Origin of the sequence: Streptomyces sp. NPDC057302 (assembly GCF_042667685.1) — a bacterium.
Taxonomy (GTDB): Bacteria; Actinomycetota; Actinomycetes; order Streptomycetales; family Streptomycetaceae; genus Streptomyces.
This window is the reverse complement of sequence record NZ_JBHUZJ010000022.1, coordinates 1-14,168: the sequence shown is the minus strand read 5'-3', so window position 1 is coordinate 14,168 and position 14,168 is coordinate 1. Positions and strand designations below refer to the sequence as shown.

Below are 14,168 nucleotides of genomic sequence, written 5' to 3'. Positions count from 1 at the left end.
TTCGGGGGGGAACGGCTCTTTCGGGGAGGGCGCCGGTGACGGTGCATCAGCGGCGATGTGGTGCGTCCAGGGGCGGGTGTGGACAAGCCCGGGGGTGGGTCTCCCGGGGTGGTCGGAGGGTCGGGAGGGTCGGGATGGCCCATAGCGTCCTGGTGCCGGGGCGTCGGCGGTATCCGGGAAGGCCCCTGTCGCGTGCGTTCCGCATGCCGGAGGGAGCGGGGCCGGGCGTGGCGGGCCCCGCCGGGACGGCGGGCTTGTCAGGGAGATCCCTCGTCCGCCGGGCGGGCCGTGCACAGGCGTTGTGGTGCGGCAGGCGCGCGCTTACGGTGCCCGGTGTGCAAGGACAGACAGGCGCGGGCGGCGATGCGGGGACGGCGAAGGACGGCTGGGCCGCCGTGGTCCATGACGCCGCCACGCTGCTGGAGCGTCACGGGCGGCTGGCGGTCAGCGGTCCGTGGGGCTCGGGCAAGAGCACCCTGTTGGAGGCGCTGGCCGAGCAGTCGCCATCCGTGCGGGGCACCGGGGCGGTGCGGCGCTGCCTGTGGGTGCGTACGCAGGAGAGCGAGGCCGGGGTCGGCTACAGCGCGCTGGTCCAACTGCTCAGTGCGGCCCGGGTGCGGGGGGCGGGCGCGGCCGGTGCCTCTGCGGGATCATCTGGCCCGACGGCGGAGTCACCGGAGTCCCCGGAGCCCCCCGGGACGGCGCTTCTGCCCTGCGTCACGGCGCCCGGGGAGATTCCGGATGCGCGATCCACCGTAGGGGCACGCGCCGTTGAGCGGGACAGCGCGTGGAGCGGCGCCTGGCCATCGGACGCGGCCGATGATCCGCTGAGGCTGCGCCTGGCCCTGATCCGCCTGCTCGCCGAAGGGCCTCCGGCCCTGCTCGTGATCGACGGTGCACAGTGGCTCGACCCTGCCAGCGCGGACCTGATCGGCTACGCCGTACGCACCTTCGCCCCCGCTCAGTTGACCGCCGTGGCAGCTGAACGCACCACCGGCCACCCCGCCGCCGCGGCCGCGCTGCTCGGCGGTCACCCGGCGGTGCTGCCCGTACCCCCCTCCGATCTCACCGAGACGGCGGCCGAATGCGCGCGCCTCGGGCTGCCCACTCGTTGGGCAGTGCCCATCCACCGCTACTGCGGGGGCCACCGGGGCCTGCTCGACGCATGGTTCCGGTTCCACCCCGCCGCCGCGCCGTCCGGCGACGCGGACGGCTGCACCGGGCCGCCCGACCCTCCTCGGCAGGTGCGCGACCTGGCCACCGCCTGGATCGCCTCCGTCCCCGCGGACGTCCGCACCGACGTCCGCGCCACGCTCCAGGTCGCTGCGCTCGCGGGCAGGTGCGACGCGGACCTGCTGCGGCACAGTGGGTGTCGCAACTCCGAGGACCATCTCGCCCACGCCCTTGACGCCGGGTTGGTCGTCGCGGACGGCGCCACGGGACCTCTCCCATCCGGTGTGGCCCAGCCGCACCGCTTCGCCGCACCGGCCCTTGCCGAGGCAGCGTCCGCCACGGTGACCCGCGAGCGACGCACCGCTGTTCATCACGCCCTCGCCGCGTGCTGCCACGGCCCCGTCACACGCGCCCTGCACACCGCACTGGCCCGCGAATCCCCGGACCTGGCCGTCGCCGAAGACACCGCGCACGCGGCCGTTCTGGCCCGCGCGGCGGGCGAACGCCTGCGCGCGGCCGAGCTGTTGTTCCTCGCCGCCCGCCTCACCCCCGCCGGCCGGACCCACCTGCGTCTGGACCGGCTCACCGAGGCCGCGCGGGAAGCCGCGGCCGGCGGTTCCGCCGCCCTGTCCCGCCTGGCGGCGGACCGGATCGTGGCGGAGCACGGCACCCCCGCACAACAGGTGCACGCCCTGCTGTCCGTCGTCGACGCACTGGGCCAGGACACCGCCGGGACGCGCCCGTTGCTCGCCACCGCCCGCAGAACCGCGGCCAAGGACCCCGCGCTGCTCGCCGCCGTCGAGCTGCGTACCGCGGTGCAGGCGAACATCTCCGGCGAGGACTTCGCCCAGGCCCTGCATCACGCACAAGCCGCCACCGGCCTGGCCGAAGCGGCTCACGCCGTCCCGCTGGAGGCGGCCGCGCTGACGATGACCGCCCGGATGCAGCGTGTCCTTGGCCGTCACGACACCGCCACGGCCACCCTGGACCGCGCCCTGTCGCTGGCCGTGTCGCCGACGCGGCTGGGGATCCGCAACAGCCCGCAGTACCTCGCCGCCCGCCACGCGGTGTTCGACGCCCGCCTGCCCGAGGCCCGCGCCCTGCTGCTTCAACTGCTGCCCGCGGCCCAGGAGTGCGGCGAGCCCGAGGACCTGGTGGACCTGTGGCGCAGCCTCGCCGAGGTCGACGCGGGACGCGGTGCGTGCGGTCAGGCCCTGCACTGGTCGGCCCGCGCCATCGACCTCACCGAGGCTGCCGGTCTGTCGCCCGGGCCCGCCTGGTACACGGCCGCCATGGCCGAGACCAGCGGCGGCAGTTTCGCCCACGCACTGCGTTACGCCACCCACGGCGTGCGTGCATCGCGCGAGGAGCAGGACGCGCTGCACACGACACGCGGGCTGTGGGCCCTGGGCGCCGCGCTCCTGCACACCGGTCATGTCGAGAGGGCCGCCGCGACGCTGGCGGAGGTGGCAGAGCTTGAGTCACGCTCCGGGGCTGCCGATCCGGCCGTACTGCGCTGGCAGGGCGACGCGGTAGAGGCGTTCGCGCTCAGCGGGCGCACGGACGAGGCCAGGAACCTGCTGGAGCGCATGCAGGAGCGGGTGGACCCGCACCCCGCACATTCCGCCCTGCGCGCCGTGCTCACCCGGGCCCGAGGCCTCTGCCGCTATCTCGACGGCGCCGGCGAAGAGGCCGCGGAACTCCTGGCGGACACAGCAGGTGTCTTCGCCGGGCTCGGCCTGCCGGTCGAGGAGGGCCGCACCCAACTGCTGCGCGGCCGCGTCGAACGCCGCCGTCGGCGTGCCGCCGCCGCGCGCACTGCGTGGGAGAGCGCCCGCACGCTCTTCGAGGACGCCGAAGCGCGGCCGTGGACGGCGCTCGCGAACGATCACCTGACCCATCTGACGGGTCAGGCCTCCACGCCCAGTGCTGCAGCGGGACCGACGGCCCCACGCCTGACCGAGCATGAACTGCGCCTGGCCGAACTCGTGCGCACCGGCGCGACCAACCAGGAAGCAGCCCAGCAGATGTTCATCTCGGTCAAGACCGTGGAAACCGTACTGAGCCGCATCTACCGCAAGCTCGGCATCCGCTCCCGGACACAACTCGCCGCCGCGCTCACCCCTTGACCCGTGGCTTCACCTTCGGCCATACCAGGAAACCTATTAAGCCACAGATGTTAAATCTAACTTGGTCATGATAGCTTTCCTCGGTCGGCCAACGGCTTCCGGAGCGTTGTCTCCGGTCGGGAGGGGAAGTGACGGAAGATTTTCAGGTGCGGCAGATCGCGCACCATCGAGGCGACGCGGTCGTGCTTGCGGTGAGCGGTGAGCTCGACGTGCATACCGCGGAACTCCTGAGTGACGCGGTCACCGCGGCCATGGACAGCGGCCACCGCATCGTCATCCTGGACTGCGGGCGCCTGGTGCTGTGCGACTCGCACGGCCTTGATCACCTGCTCGCCCTGCGGACCAGGTTGCTCGAGCTGCAAGGGGATCTGATCCTGACATCGGTGCGCCCTGCCGTGCGGTACCTGCTGGAGGTCACCGGGACCGCGCAGATCTTCACCCGGGATCCCGGCAGGGACGAAGCGCTGCACCGACTGTCGCAGGCCGATACCGCACGCTTGACGCTTCACCCGGAGTGAGGGTCGGGCATGCCAGTCCGTGCGGCACCGCTTGTGGGTAGATGTAGATGGTGAGGCGGGGTGGATGACCGTCGGCACCATCGCAACGGTGGGTCGGCACCATCGCTACGGTGGCTGGATGGATCAGGATGAACGGCTGCTTCATTCCTCGTCGTTCGGCGCGGCGGCGATCGCCTACGCCGAGCACCGTCCCGACTACGCGCAGGCCTCGGTGTACTGGGCGCTGGAGCCCGCACCCGGGCCGCGCGTGCTCCACCTCGGCGCCGGTACCGGCAAGCTGACCGCCACGCTGGCCGCGCTGGGCGCCGAGGTCATCGCGGTCGAGCCCGACCCGGCGATGCTGACCGAGTTGCGTCGATCGCTGCCGACTGTCCGTGCCCTGTCGGGCAGCGCGGAGGCGATCCCGCTGCCCGACGCATCCGTCGATGCCGTGCTGGCCGGCAACGCCATGCATTGGTTCGACATGGCCGTTGCCGGACCCGAGATCGCCAGGGTTCTCGCACCCGGCGGCATCCTGGCCGGCCTGTGGAACCTCTTGGACGATGGGGTCGAGTGGGTGGCGGGACTCGCGCGGGTCAGCGGGAGCGCGGCCATCGGCCCACGTGACACACCGGCCGACTGGCGGGCCGAGACGGCCGGCATGCACCTTCCGAAGACCGGCGGGACCGCCCGGTTCGTCTCGCCGGAGCAGGCCGAATTCCCGCACGGGCAACGCCGCACCGCCGATTCCCTCGTCGCCACCATCGCAACACGCGCAGGGATGCTGGTCATGCCGGAGAAGGAGCAAGAAGCCGCGCTGGGCAGGATCCGCGCGTACCTCGCGGGTCGACCGGAGACCGCCAGCGGCGAGTTCACCCTCCCGATGCTGACCGGCGTACTGCGCGTCCGACGCCCGTAGCCGCCGTTGACTCGGCCGTGACGGATGCGTGACGGCGCGCCCCCTAGCGTCCATCCTCGCTGAACGCCACACCACGTGGATCCGAGGGAGGGGCCATGGCCATCCCCAACGAGGGCCGCGCCCACCACTTCCCCTGGATCGGGGTAGCCCACAGGACCTCGTCCGCAGCGCACGTCGGGCGTGGCTCCTCATGAACGAGATGGTGACCGCCATCACCGGCGCCGTCGTCGGCGCACTGTTCGCCGGGATTCTCGCTGCCATCAAGGCGGCTCTGGTCAGTCGCGCGGGCATCAACGAATCCCTGCGCAGCCTCCGCTTGAGCTCCTATCCAGACATATGGCGGGAGACCTCATACATCTCACGCTGGCCACGTCGCGAGCTGACAGCCCGTGAACTCGCGCGATTCCATTCGGTGTTGCAGCAGTGGTACTACCAAAGGGGCGGACTGTACCTCTCCCACAGTGCCCGCGACCGGTACAACGAGGTGCAGAAGGTGCTGGAGACCTGGCTCCAAGGCAGGAACCCAGACGCGGCGGACGCATCAGTTCCGCCCCCTGTGTACGACGCTCTCGTGGATGTCGGCCACGCCCTGCGCACCGCCCTGACCGAGGACCTGGAGACCCGCCGCGCCCGTTCCCTCATCCACGCACTCGGGCGCGCAAGACGGCACCGCGGACAGGCCAGGCGAGCGAGGTCCTCCATGGCCACGCTCGAAAAGGAGATGAGGGCTGCCACACGTGCCGACTGAGAGGTCGGCACGCTCCCTGGGCTCCCCCTCAACGACCCTTCCCTCCATGGACCTTGACGTGCTCGCTCCGTCGGCTCGCCACTAGAGTGAGACGGTGACTCCTTTGCCGAAAGACCCGCCGTCGCCGATCGACGAAGAGGCTCGCGACACGGCCGTGCAGCGCCTTCAGGCGGCGTACGCCGAAGGACACATCTCCCACGAGGAGATGGACGAGGGCCTCGACCAGGTGCTCACGGCGAAAGCGCACAGCGAGCTCGTGTCGGTCCTGGCCACGCTCCCGGCGGAGAAGGCGGCCAGCACGTCCACGATTGCCGTCGGCAGCGGACGGATCAAGCGGCGTGGCGCATGGCGAGTACCGCGCATGCTCAAGGTCGAGTCCGCGTTCGGAAAAGTGCAACTAAACCTATCCCGGGCCGAATTCGAGCACTCGGCAGTCGACATCGAGCTCCAACTCGGCACCGGCAAGGCCAAGATCACGGTGCCTCGCGACGCGATCGTCGACATCGAGGAGCTGCACACCGGGTGGAAGGACACCCGCTACAAGACCCGCCGCCCCTCCCGCCCCGGGGGGCCGCGGATCCGCATCTCCGGGACCATGGGGTACGGACGGCTGACGATCCGCCACGCGCGACGTTGAGGTTCCCAGCAGCCAAGCCCGGCGTCTTCGCTGTGATTCAGTTCACCCCCGTACACCGGACTGGTACGGAACATCCGTGCAGGGTGCATCGTTCAAGTAATTGTGACTGCGGAGGGGACAGTGTCCCCGGGCCTCACCTATAGCCCATGGGGAAGATCGTTCGGCTGAAGCCCCATGGAGCCTTTCGCCGAGAGGCGACCGCCCTCCGCATGTCATGCATACCGCCCCGGCTGGTCTCCCCCGTCCAGCCGGGGCTTTCCTGTATCCACATGGCGCCGGCCCGATGCCGCCGGCCTGGAGTTCGCCGGAGGCCGTACGAGGGCAGCGCCCCCGGGACCACGAGGGCATGCGGACCTGGGTCATGAAGTCGAGGAGGAAGTCGTCGCCGGTGTCCTTCGGATACGCGGTCCTTCGGACCGGCCGGGGGCCCCTCGTCCCGCACGGCCCCCGGCCGGGTCTCACACGGTGAGGTGCTGCTTGGTGTCGGAGCCGTCGGCAGTCGTCGCGGGGGCGACGCCGTGCTGCTCTTCTTCGGGGCGGCCCTTCTTCGGAAGAAGGAAGGTGATCGCGAAGAAGACCACCAGCAAGCACGCCTGGACGATCAGCGCGTGGTGGAAGCCACTCGTGAAGTCACCGGTCTTGGCCTGGGCGAAGAACAGGGAGCCGAAGACCGCGACGCCGATGGAGCCGCCGACCGCCTGGACTGCCGACAGGACACCGGAGGCGGATCCGATCTCGTCGTCGTCGACCGCGGCCAGGATGAAGCTGAACAGGGCGGCGATCACCATGCCGGCGCCGATGCCCGCCACCGTGACGCCGGGGGCGATGTCCCAGATCGAGAACGAGGCGGCATCGAGGCCGTCGAGCTCGAACCACAGCACGGCCGCTCCGGCCAGCTGGACCAGCGGGCCGATCTGCAGCACCTTGCGGCCGATCTTGTCGGCGAGGAACGCGCCGCTGACGGCTCCGCCGATCGCGGTGCCGACCGCGAGGGGCAGGTTGCCCAGTCCTGCGTCTCCGGCGGTGAAGTGCTGGCCGATCTGGAGGAACAAGGTCAGCACGAGCTGTGTGCCGATGAGCCCGCCGAAGAACAGGGCGATGCCGCCGAGCCCGACGGTGAAGGCCGGCTTGCGCAGCAGGCTCGGGGTCACCAGCGGCTCGCGGCCCGCGGCGGCCGTGCGGCGCTGCTGGAGAGCGAAGAGGGCGAAACCGATCGCCGAGGCGGCCATGGACAGCCATGTCCACAGCGGCCAGCCGTTCTCCTGCCCCTGGTTCAGCGGAAGTACCAGCAGGGCGCAGGCGGTCACGATCAGGGCCGCGCCGGTCATGTCGACCCGTACCGCGCGGTCGCCCGCCTTCCTGGGCACGAACTTCGCGGCGACGATCAGTGCCGCGATGCCGATGGGCAGGTTGATCAGGAACACCGACCGCCAGCCCAGGCCGAAGAAGTCGCCCTCGATGAGGAAGCCGCCCAGGACCGGGCCGATGATGCCGCCAAGGCCGAGGACGGGTCCGAAGATCGCGAAGACCTTGGTGAGCTCGGGGCCGGAGAAGTTCTCCCGCAGCAGGCCCAGGCCCTGGGGCAGGAGCAGCGCTCCTGCGGTGCCCTGCAGCAGGCGGAAGGTGATCAGCGACTCGATGTTCGGCGCGACCGCGCACAGCAGGGAGCTCGCGGTGAAGGCCGCAAGTCCGATCAGGAACATCCGGCGCCGGCCGTAGCGGTCGCCGAGCCGGCCGCCGAGCACGAGCCCGGCGCCCAGGGTGAGGGCGTAGCCGCCGATCACCCACTGCAGTCCGACGGAACCGGCACCGAGGGATTTCTCCAGATCCGGTCCGGCGACGTTGACGATCGAGGCGTCCAGGAGATCCATGATCTCCGCGATGATCATCACCGCCAGGATCAGCCACCGCCACCGGTAGGGCTCGGTCGTCTCGTCGGGGGTGGGGGACGGGTCACGCACGCCAGATACCTCCATGGTGAAGTAATTTCACAATGAAGGTAAAGTGGTGACGATGGGTTGTCAAAGCGGGCGACAGGACGCCCCCCCCCCGGTCGACTTGCTCCCTGCGGGAGTCAGCTGGTTCGGTAGCGGGTGGCGAGGGTGGGGCTCTGGCCGGCGAAAGCGGCGAGGTCGGCCTGGAAGACGTTGTCCAGGAGAGTGCGGTCCTCGACGCCGGGGGCGATGACGACCTCTCCGAGTTCCAGTCCGCGCAGGGTGCCGGTGACGAAGTCCTCGGCACTCATCCGCGGGATGGCGCTGGCGTCGATGCCCTGGACGGCATGGAAGTTGGTGGCCACGATCCCGGGGCAGACCGCGTGGACGGTGACTCCCGTGCCCTGGAGTTCCGCGCCGAGCGTCTGGGACATGGCCACGAGGTGGGCGAGGGTGCCCGCGTAGACGGCGCGGCGCGGCATGACCTCGGGCCCCGCGGGACCGCTGAAGGCGATCATGCCCGCGATGTTGATGATCGCGCCCTTGCCGCGCTCCTGCATGCCTCCCACGGCGGCGTTCATGAGGAGGGTGGGGGCGAGGACCTTGACGTTGACGACTTCGCGGGCCCGCGAGGCGGGCAGGTCGGCCAGCGGCATGTAGTGGGAGACACCGGCGTTGTTGATCAGCAGGTCGACGGGCTCGTCCGCGCAGTACGCGGCTACGGCGTCGATCCCCTCCGGGGTGGAGAGGTCGGCCGCGACGGTGCGGACCCCCCGGCGCGCACAAGACGATCGACCACCCCGCCGTCGGCGCGATCACCTTGGACTGCGACATCCTCCACGTCACCGGCAACGACCTGCACATCATGATCTACACCGCAGAGCCCGGCACCGAGGACGCCGAACGCCTCGCGCTCCTGTCTGTCATAGGGACACAGACCCTCGTCGGTTGAAATCCCGGACACACGAACCTCGACGTGCTCGGAGCTGGGCGAAGCCTCGTGTTCACCGCGACGCGCCGGACCCGGCCGTCGGCAGGTAGCGCGGCGCTCGCCAGGCCTTCAGCCGGTTCTCCACCGCGGCCCCCAGCGACAGGAGCTTGCCGTACTGGTGGTCGCCCGCCATCAGGAGCAGGCCGACCGGCAGTTCGTGCACGGATCCCGCGGGCACCGAGAGGGACGGATATCCGGCGACGGCCGCCGGCGTGGAGGACGGGATGACGTCGTTGTCGCCGCGCGCGCAGTCGGTCGTCCAGGCGGGCGGGTTCGTGGGCGCGGCGATGGCGTCCAGGTGGTGGGCGGCCATGGTCTCGTCGAGGGAGCGCCGGGAGAGGTCCTTCAACTCGGCGCGCATGGCACGGTACTTGGGGTCGGTGGTGGGCGGCGCGTCGAGGGCCTGCTCGAACAGCTCCTGGCCCGCGAAACAGGTCTGCTCCTCGGAGTGGCTGCGGTTGAACTCGATCAGCTCGGCGAGGTTCCGGGGCCCTTCGCGCGTGCCGAGGTAGGCGTCGATGTCCCGGTGGAACTCGCTGAGCAGCGCCGGGAATTCAAGTTCGGCGAGCCGCGCCTGGTACGGGGGCGTCACCTCGACGACCACGGCTCCGGCCTTGCGCAGCTTCTTCGCCGTACGCGTCATCACCGCGTCTACGTCGGATCCGAGCGAGGGCAGGCGCCACAGGCCGATGCGCTTGCCGCGGAGGCTGCTGGAGTGGGCGGCGAGATCTGCCGCCGGGTCCTTGGCCGGGAGGCGGGCGCCGTCACCACGCGAGGCCTCACCACCGCTGAGCACGGAAAGCGTGAGCGCGGTGTCGATGACGTTGCGTGCCATGGGTCCGGCCGTGTCCTGTTCGGCGGAGATCGGCACCACGCCCGACTGGCTGACCAGGCCGAGGCTGGGCTTGTGGCCGACGACGCCGTTCATCCCGGCCGGGCACACGATGGAACCGTCCGTCTCGGTGCCGATCGCCACCTGCGACAGCGACGCGGCGAGCGCGGCGGCCGAGCCTGCGGAGGACCCGCACGGATTCCGGTCGAGGACGTAGGGGTTGTGGGTCTGCCCGCCCACCGCCGACCATCCCGATGTCGGCTTCGCCGCGCGGAAGTTGGCCCATTCGGACAGGTTGGTCTTGCCGAGAATCACCGCTCCCGCCTTCCGCAGCCGGGTGACGAGCGCGGCATCGGTGTCGGGCGGGCTCCCGGCGAGCGCGAGCGACCCGGCCGTGGTCGGCATGTCACGGGTGTTGACGTTGTCCTTGAGCAGAACGGGAATGCCGTCCAGCGGCCCGAGGGTCTCGCCGCGCCGGTGCCTGACGTCGCTGGCGGCCGCCTGGCGCAGGGCCGTCGGGCTGGTACGCAGCACCGAGTGAATCTTGGGATCGACGTTCTCGATCCGCCGCAGGTAGGCCCGCGTCAGCTTCGAGGCGGTCAGCGAACCGTCCGCCATGCGCGCCTGCAACTCCGGGATCGTCACGGTGTCCAGATCGACCCCGGGCCCGAGCGCCCCGGTCGGCGGCGACGAGCTCCCGGCACCGTGCTCGACGGCCTGCGCACCAGCGTCCGGTACGCCTGTCAGAAGGGACCCCGCGACAAGGGCGGCGGTCATTGCGGCAATGCTCCTCTTCCCCATGCGGATCAGCGGACTACACGGGCAGCCTCCGGCGCAAGGGTGCGGGACCTCGCCGGAGCGCGTACAAGTGCAGGAACCGCGGCCCACCTCCAGAAAGAGAGACGCCCATGGCGCCGTACGACGTCAAGCGCGAGCAGAAAGCCCTCTACGCACCCAAGAACACCGCGTGGGCCGTCGTAGACGTTCCCGAGCAGCAGTTCATCGCCGCCGACGGCAGCGGGAACCCCAATACCGCGCCCGCCTACACCCACGCGGTCGAGGCGCTCTACGCGGTCGCGTACACCCTCAAGTTCGCCGCCAAACGCACGGCCGGCGGCGACTTCGTCGTCGCGCCACTGGAAGGCCTGTGGTGGGCGGACCGGCCCGAGGCCTTCACCAGCGGCGCCAAGGACACCTGGAACTGGACCATGCTCATCGGCATGCCCTCCTGGGTCACCAAGGAGATGATCGAGGACGCCAAACAGACCGCACTGGCGAAGAAGAAGCTCCCCGCGATCTCACAGCTGCGGCACCTCACCCTCCACGAGGGCCCCAGCGCGCAGGTGCTGCACGTCGGTTCCTACGACGACGAAGCACCCGTGCTGCACGAGCTGCACCACACGTACCTCGACGCCAACGGCCTGCGCGTGTCGGGCTTGCACCATGAGGTCTACCTCAGCGATCCCCGCAAGACCGCCTCCGAGAAGATGAAGACCGTCCTGCGTCAGCCGGTTGAACCCATCGGCCGGTAGGGGCTGTTCACTTGGGGGCTCGCATCGACCGCTCAGCGCATAGCCTGCGCTCCTATGACCGACAGCAGTTGAAGCCGGTCGTAGCTCTCGCTGCCCGGTGCGGCCGTGTACACCAGCAGGCTGTGCGACTGGTCCGGGTCCAGGACGCCGACCTCGGGGTGGACGAAGCGTTTGACCTCGTGCGGACGGATGCCGACCTCATGCTCTGGTGAGCGCGACCCCGAGCGGGCTCTGGCGCACCGTCTCGCCGAGTTCGGTGACGATCTCGGCAGGGGTGTCGTCCAGCCGGTCGAGGATGCGGAGCGGACCGGGGCCGCTGTGTTCGCCGGTCGTGCCCCGGGCGGGCGGAGTGTGCCCGGAGAGCCGGAAGAGGTGGTCGCGCTCGTCCAGGGAGAGGTGGAGGCCCTGCGCGAGGGAGGCGATCATCTGCTCGGACGGCTGCGGGCCGCGTTCGCGTTCCAGCCGGGCGCAGCTCCAGCGGCGCGGCGAAGCCGAGGGCCGGGGCATCACGAGCAACCTGTCCCATCCGGGCATCGCGCCGACGAGCCTGCTCGCCGCCCGCCCCGAGGTCGGCCGCGCCAAGGACACCCTGGAGCAGACGCTGTACAGCCACCTGCGCGACGCCGAAGAGGCCCAGCGGGTGTGGCGGGTCTCCGAAGAACTCGCCGGCGTTCGGTTCGCCGGCCAGGGGCCGCCGATCAGCCGACGCCGATCGAGGTGACCTCGTAGACGGCGGCCGAACTCATGGACAGCCCTCGGCAGGTCAGTTGATACGGCGGCGTGCGGTGGGAGTGCACTTCGACGTCGAACGCCGTTGGACGTGGCGAGCGTCCGGTGATGCGGATGCGCCAGCGGCTGTCTTCGCGCGACGTCTCGACGACCTCGTAATCATGCCGACCGGCCGGGCCGAAGCGTCTGAGGACGGCTGAGAGCGCGGCCTGCTGCGGCGGGAAGAGGTCCGTGTATCCGCGCAGATACTCCGCGTGGATCCGGCCTGCCAAGTGGTCCTCGATCACTGCCACTGACGACGCGGCGTCGAGACCGCCGTAGTACACGCCGTCCGGTGCGACGACGACGTTGGCGGCGAACCTGTCACCGCCGACGTGGGTGCATTCCCACACCAGGTCCGGCCAGCGCTCGCTCAGGGCGCGTCCCACGGGCCGCCCGCGGACGGCGCAGCAGGTGTCGTGCTGACCGTGGGCGCAGACGAGGACGACGGGCGGACAGCCGAGCTCTCCGGGGGCACCAAGGGCTTCGGCGACCTGCGCCAGGTCCTGGTCGCGGCTCCATGTGCCCCATTGCTGGCGGTAGGCGCCGGAGTTCTCGTAGTGCAGCACGGCCCAGCGCTTGGGGCCTTCGGGGCTGTTGCGTCCGTGCCGCCTGATCAGCAGCACGCGTGCCCGCACCGCTTGGGCGGCGGAGAACACGAGTCCCTTGGTGTCGGGATCAAGATCAAGGCCGTCGAAGCCGTTGGGCGGCCAGCCGCCCCGGTACTCGACGAGTACCCAGACGGAGCCGTACGGTGCGGTGCCCGCGAGGGAGTCGGCGCGTGTCCGCGCGGCTTCGGCGCAGAAGAAGCGGTCTGCCGCGGTCACCTCGGCCTCGTCACTGTTCCGCGGGCACCAGCACGCCCGCGCGCAGCAGTCTTTCGACGAGTTCGACGCCGAGTTCGGCGGCGGTGCGGACCTCGCCGTCGAGCATGCGGGTCACCGACGGCAGGTCGCTCCCGGGGAAGTCGAGCCAGCCGACGCGCGTGGTCAGGCGCGGGCCCTCTAGGCGCGCTGCCAGCTCTCCACGCAGCCGCACCCGTGAGTGAGGGCCGAGGCCGTCGACGGCCTTGAGCTGGGCCAGCGTTCCGAGCGGCGCGGGGCGTCCCTGGCCACGCCGGGTGCGGTGGAACAGCGGAGCGGGATCGGCCTTGGCGACGGCGGCTACGAGGTGTTCGCGGACGACGTCGAGCTCGCCGTCCGGCCCGTCCACGCCCAGCGGCAAGGTGCCGCGCATCCGGGGGTCGTCGCGCAGCGCCGCGAGTGCGGCCTGGGCGAGCTGTTCGGCGAGCGCGTAGCGCGTCCAGTTGTGGACGCCCAGCGTCAGGTGGATCGAGACCTCGCCCTGCGCCTGGGCGGCGTGCAGCCAGCCTCGCGGCAGGTAGAGGACGTCACCGGGCTCGAGAACGGTGTCGATGCAGGCCTCGCCCTTCGCGGCGTCGGCGACGGCGCTGCGGCGATCGGTCCAGGGCTGATCGCGCAACGGGTCGGGATGTACGGGCTCGTGGACGAGCCAGCGCTTGGAGCCGTCGATCTGCAGGACGAAGACGTCGTGGACGTCGTAGTGATCGTCGAACCCGCGGTTCTGCGGCGGGGTGACGTAGGCGTTGGCCTGCACCGGATGGCCGAGCTCTGTGCTCAGCCGGGCGGTGAAGTCGCCGACCGGCCCCCAGGTGCGTTGCAGCGCTTGCAGGACGAGCGTGGCGCCGTCGGCGAAGCTGCGCCACAGGGCGGTGTCGTCCAACTGGTCGGCGATGGTGGCGCCGACACCGGCGGGCGAGGTGAAGGACGACTCAGGGAGCGTGGAGCCGTCCTTGGCCACGCGCAGAAAGGGCGTACGCAGCCCGCGACGCGAGGTCAGTTCGTCCACGGCATCGGCGGAGAACAGATCGGAGAATTCACTCGCGCGTCGCGTGAGCAGCGCTGTGCGCGCCCAGACGTCACGAGCGAACTCCTCCCGGCTCAGGCCGGTGAGCCGTGTCTCCAGGACGCCGACGCCTGCTGGGGCG

11 protein-coding genes and 3 pseudogenes are annotated in these 14,168 nt (G+C 70.8%); 8 read left to right on the top strand and 6 right to left on the bottom strand.

Features of this window, described 5'->3' with window-relative positions:
* Positions 1–335: 335 nt before the first annotated feature.
* The 5 genes from ACFUPX_RS17890 to ACFUPX_RS17870 all read left to right on the top strand — a co-directional run bounded on the left by ACFUPX_RS17890 (position 336) and on the right by ACFUPX_RS17870 (position 6,103).
* The gene (locus ACFUPX_RS17890; protein ID WP_383322692.1) at positions 336–3,302 is read left to right on the top strand and encodes an AAA family ATPase; all 2,967 of its coding nucleotides are present in this window, start codon (positions 336–338) and stop codon (positions 3,300–3,302) included.
* A gap of 146 nt (positions 3,303–3,448) precedes the next feature.
* A complete protein-coding gene (locus tag ACFUPX_RS17885) occupies positions 3,449–3,820 on the top strand; it encodes an STAS domain-containing protein (RefSeq protein WP_383322689.1) in 372 nt (123 codons plus the stop codon).
* Positions 3,821–3,884: 64 nt separating this feature from the next.
* Positions 3,885–4,718 carry a class I SAM-dependent methyltransferase gene (locus tag ACFUPX_RS17880; protein WP_383322686.1) on the top strand — a complete coding sequence of 278 codons (834 nt, stop codon included), beginning with the start codon at positions 3,885–3,887 and terminating at the stop codon, positions 4,716–4,718.
* A gap of 190 nt (positions 4,719–4,908) precedes the next feature.
* Positions 4,909–5,466, top strand: a complete 558-nt coding sequence (locus ACFUPX_RS17875) for a hypothetical protein (RefSeq protein ID WP_383322683.1) — start codon at positions 4,909–4,911, stop codon at positions 5,464–5,466.
* A gap of 94 nt (positions 5,467–5,560) precedes the next feature.
* Entirely contained in the window at positions 5,561–6,103 is a 543-nt protein-coding gene (locus tag ACFUPX_RS17870; protein ID WP_383322680.1) for a DUF1707 domain-containing protein, read from the top strand.
* A gap of 458 nt (positions 6,104–6,561) precedes the next feature.
* On the opposite strand, the gene ACFUPX_RS17865 is transcribed toward ACFUPX_RS17870, so the two are convergent.
* A complete protein-coding gene (locus ACFUPX_RS17865) occupies positions 6,562–8,064 on the bottom strand; it encodes an MFS transporter (RefSeq protein ID WP_383322677.1) in 1,503 nt (500 codons plus the stop codon).
* A gap of 113 nt (positions 8,065–8,177) precedes the next feature.
* On the bottom strand, positions 8,178–8,768 hold the full coding sequence (locus ACFUPX_RS17860) for an SDR family NAD(P)-dependent oxidoreductase (protein ID WP_383322919.1): 591 nt from the start codon (positions 8,766–8,768) through the stop codon (positions 8,178–8,180).
* Positions 8,769–8,809: 41 nt separating this feature from the next.
* Here ACFUPX_RS17860 and ACFUPX_RS17855 point away from each other — a divergent pair.
* Positions 8,810–8,989, top strand: a pseudogene (locus ACFUPX_RS17855) (transcriptional regulator); the annotation flags it as partial.
* 52 nt (positions 8,990–9,041) lie between these two features.
* Here ACFUPX_RS17855 and ACFUPX_RS17850 read toward each other — a convergent pair.
* On the bottom strand, positions 9,042–10,637 hold the full coding sequence (locus ACFUPX_RS17850) for an amidase (RefSeq protein WP_383322674.1): 1,596 nt from the start codon (positions 10,635–10,637) through the stop codon (positions 9,042–9,044).
* Positions 10,638–10,768: 131 nt separating this feature from the next.
* Here ACFUPX_RS17850 and ACFUPX_RS17845 point away from each other — a divergent pair, with 131 nt between their 5' ends.
* Positions 10,769–11,392, top strand: a complete 624-nt coding sequence (locus tag ACFUPX_RS17845) for a GyrI-like domain-containing protein (RefSeq protein ID WP_383322671.1) — start codon at positions 10,769–10,771, stop codon at positions 11,390–11,392.
* A 32-nt stretch (positions 11,393–11,424) separates the two neighbouring features.
* Here ACFUPX_RS17845 and ACFUPX_RS17840 read toward each other — a convergent pair.
* Positions 11,425–11,860: pseudogene (locus ACFUPX_RS17840) on the bottom strand (hypothetical protein); the annotation flags it as partial.
* Position 11,861: 1 nt separating this feature from the next.
* Here ACFUPX_RS17840 and ACFUPX_RS17835 point away from each other — a divergent pair.
* Positions 11,862–12,113 (top strand): annotated as a pseudogene (locus ACFUPX_RS17835) (hypothetical protein); the annotation flags it as partial.
* Here the strand turns inward: ACFUPX_RS17835 and ACFUPX_RS17830 are convergent.
* Positions 12,091–12,987, bottom strand: a complete 897-nt coding sequence (locus ACFUPX_RS17830; protein WP_383322669.1) for a sucrase ferredoxin — start codon at positions 12,985–12,987, stop codon at positions 12,091–12,093. The pseudogene ACFUPX_RS17835 and the gene ACFUPX_RS17830 overlap by 23 nt on opposite strands.
* Positions 12,988–12,997: 10 nt before the next feature.
* On the bottom strand, positions 12,998–14,168 hold a 1,171-nt coding region (locus ACFUPX_RS17825), incomplete at its 5' end, for a cupin domain-containing protein (protein ID WP_383322666.1).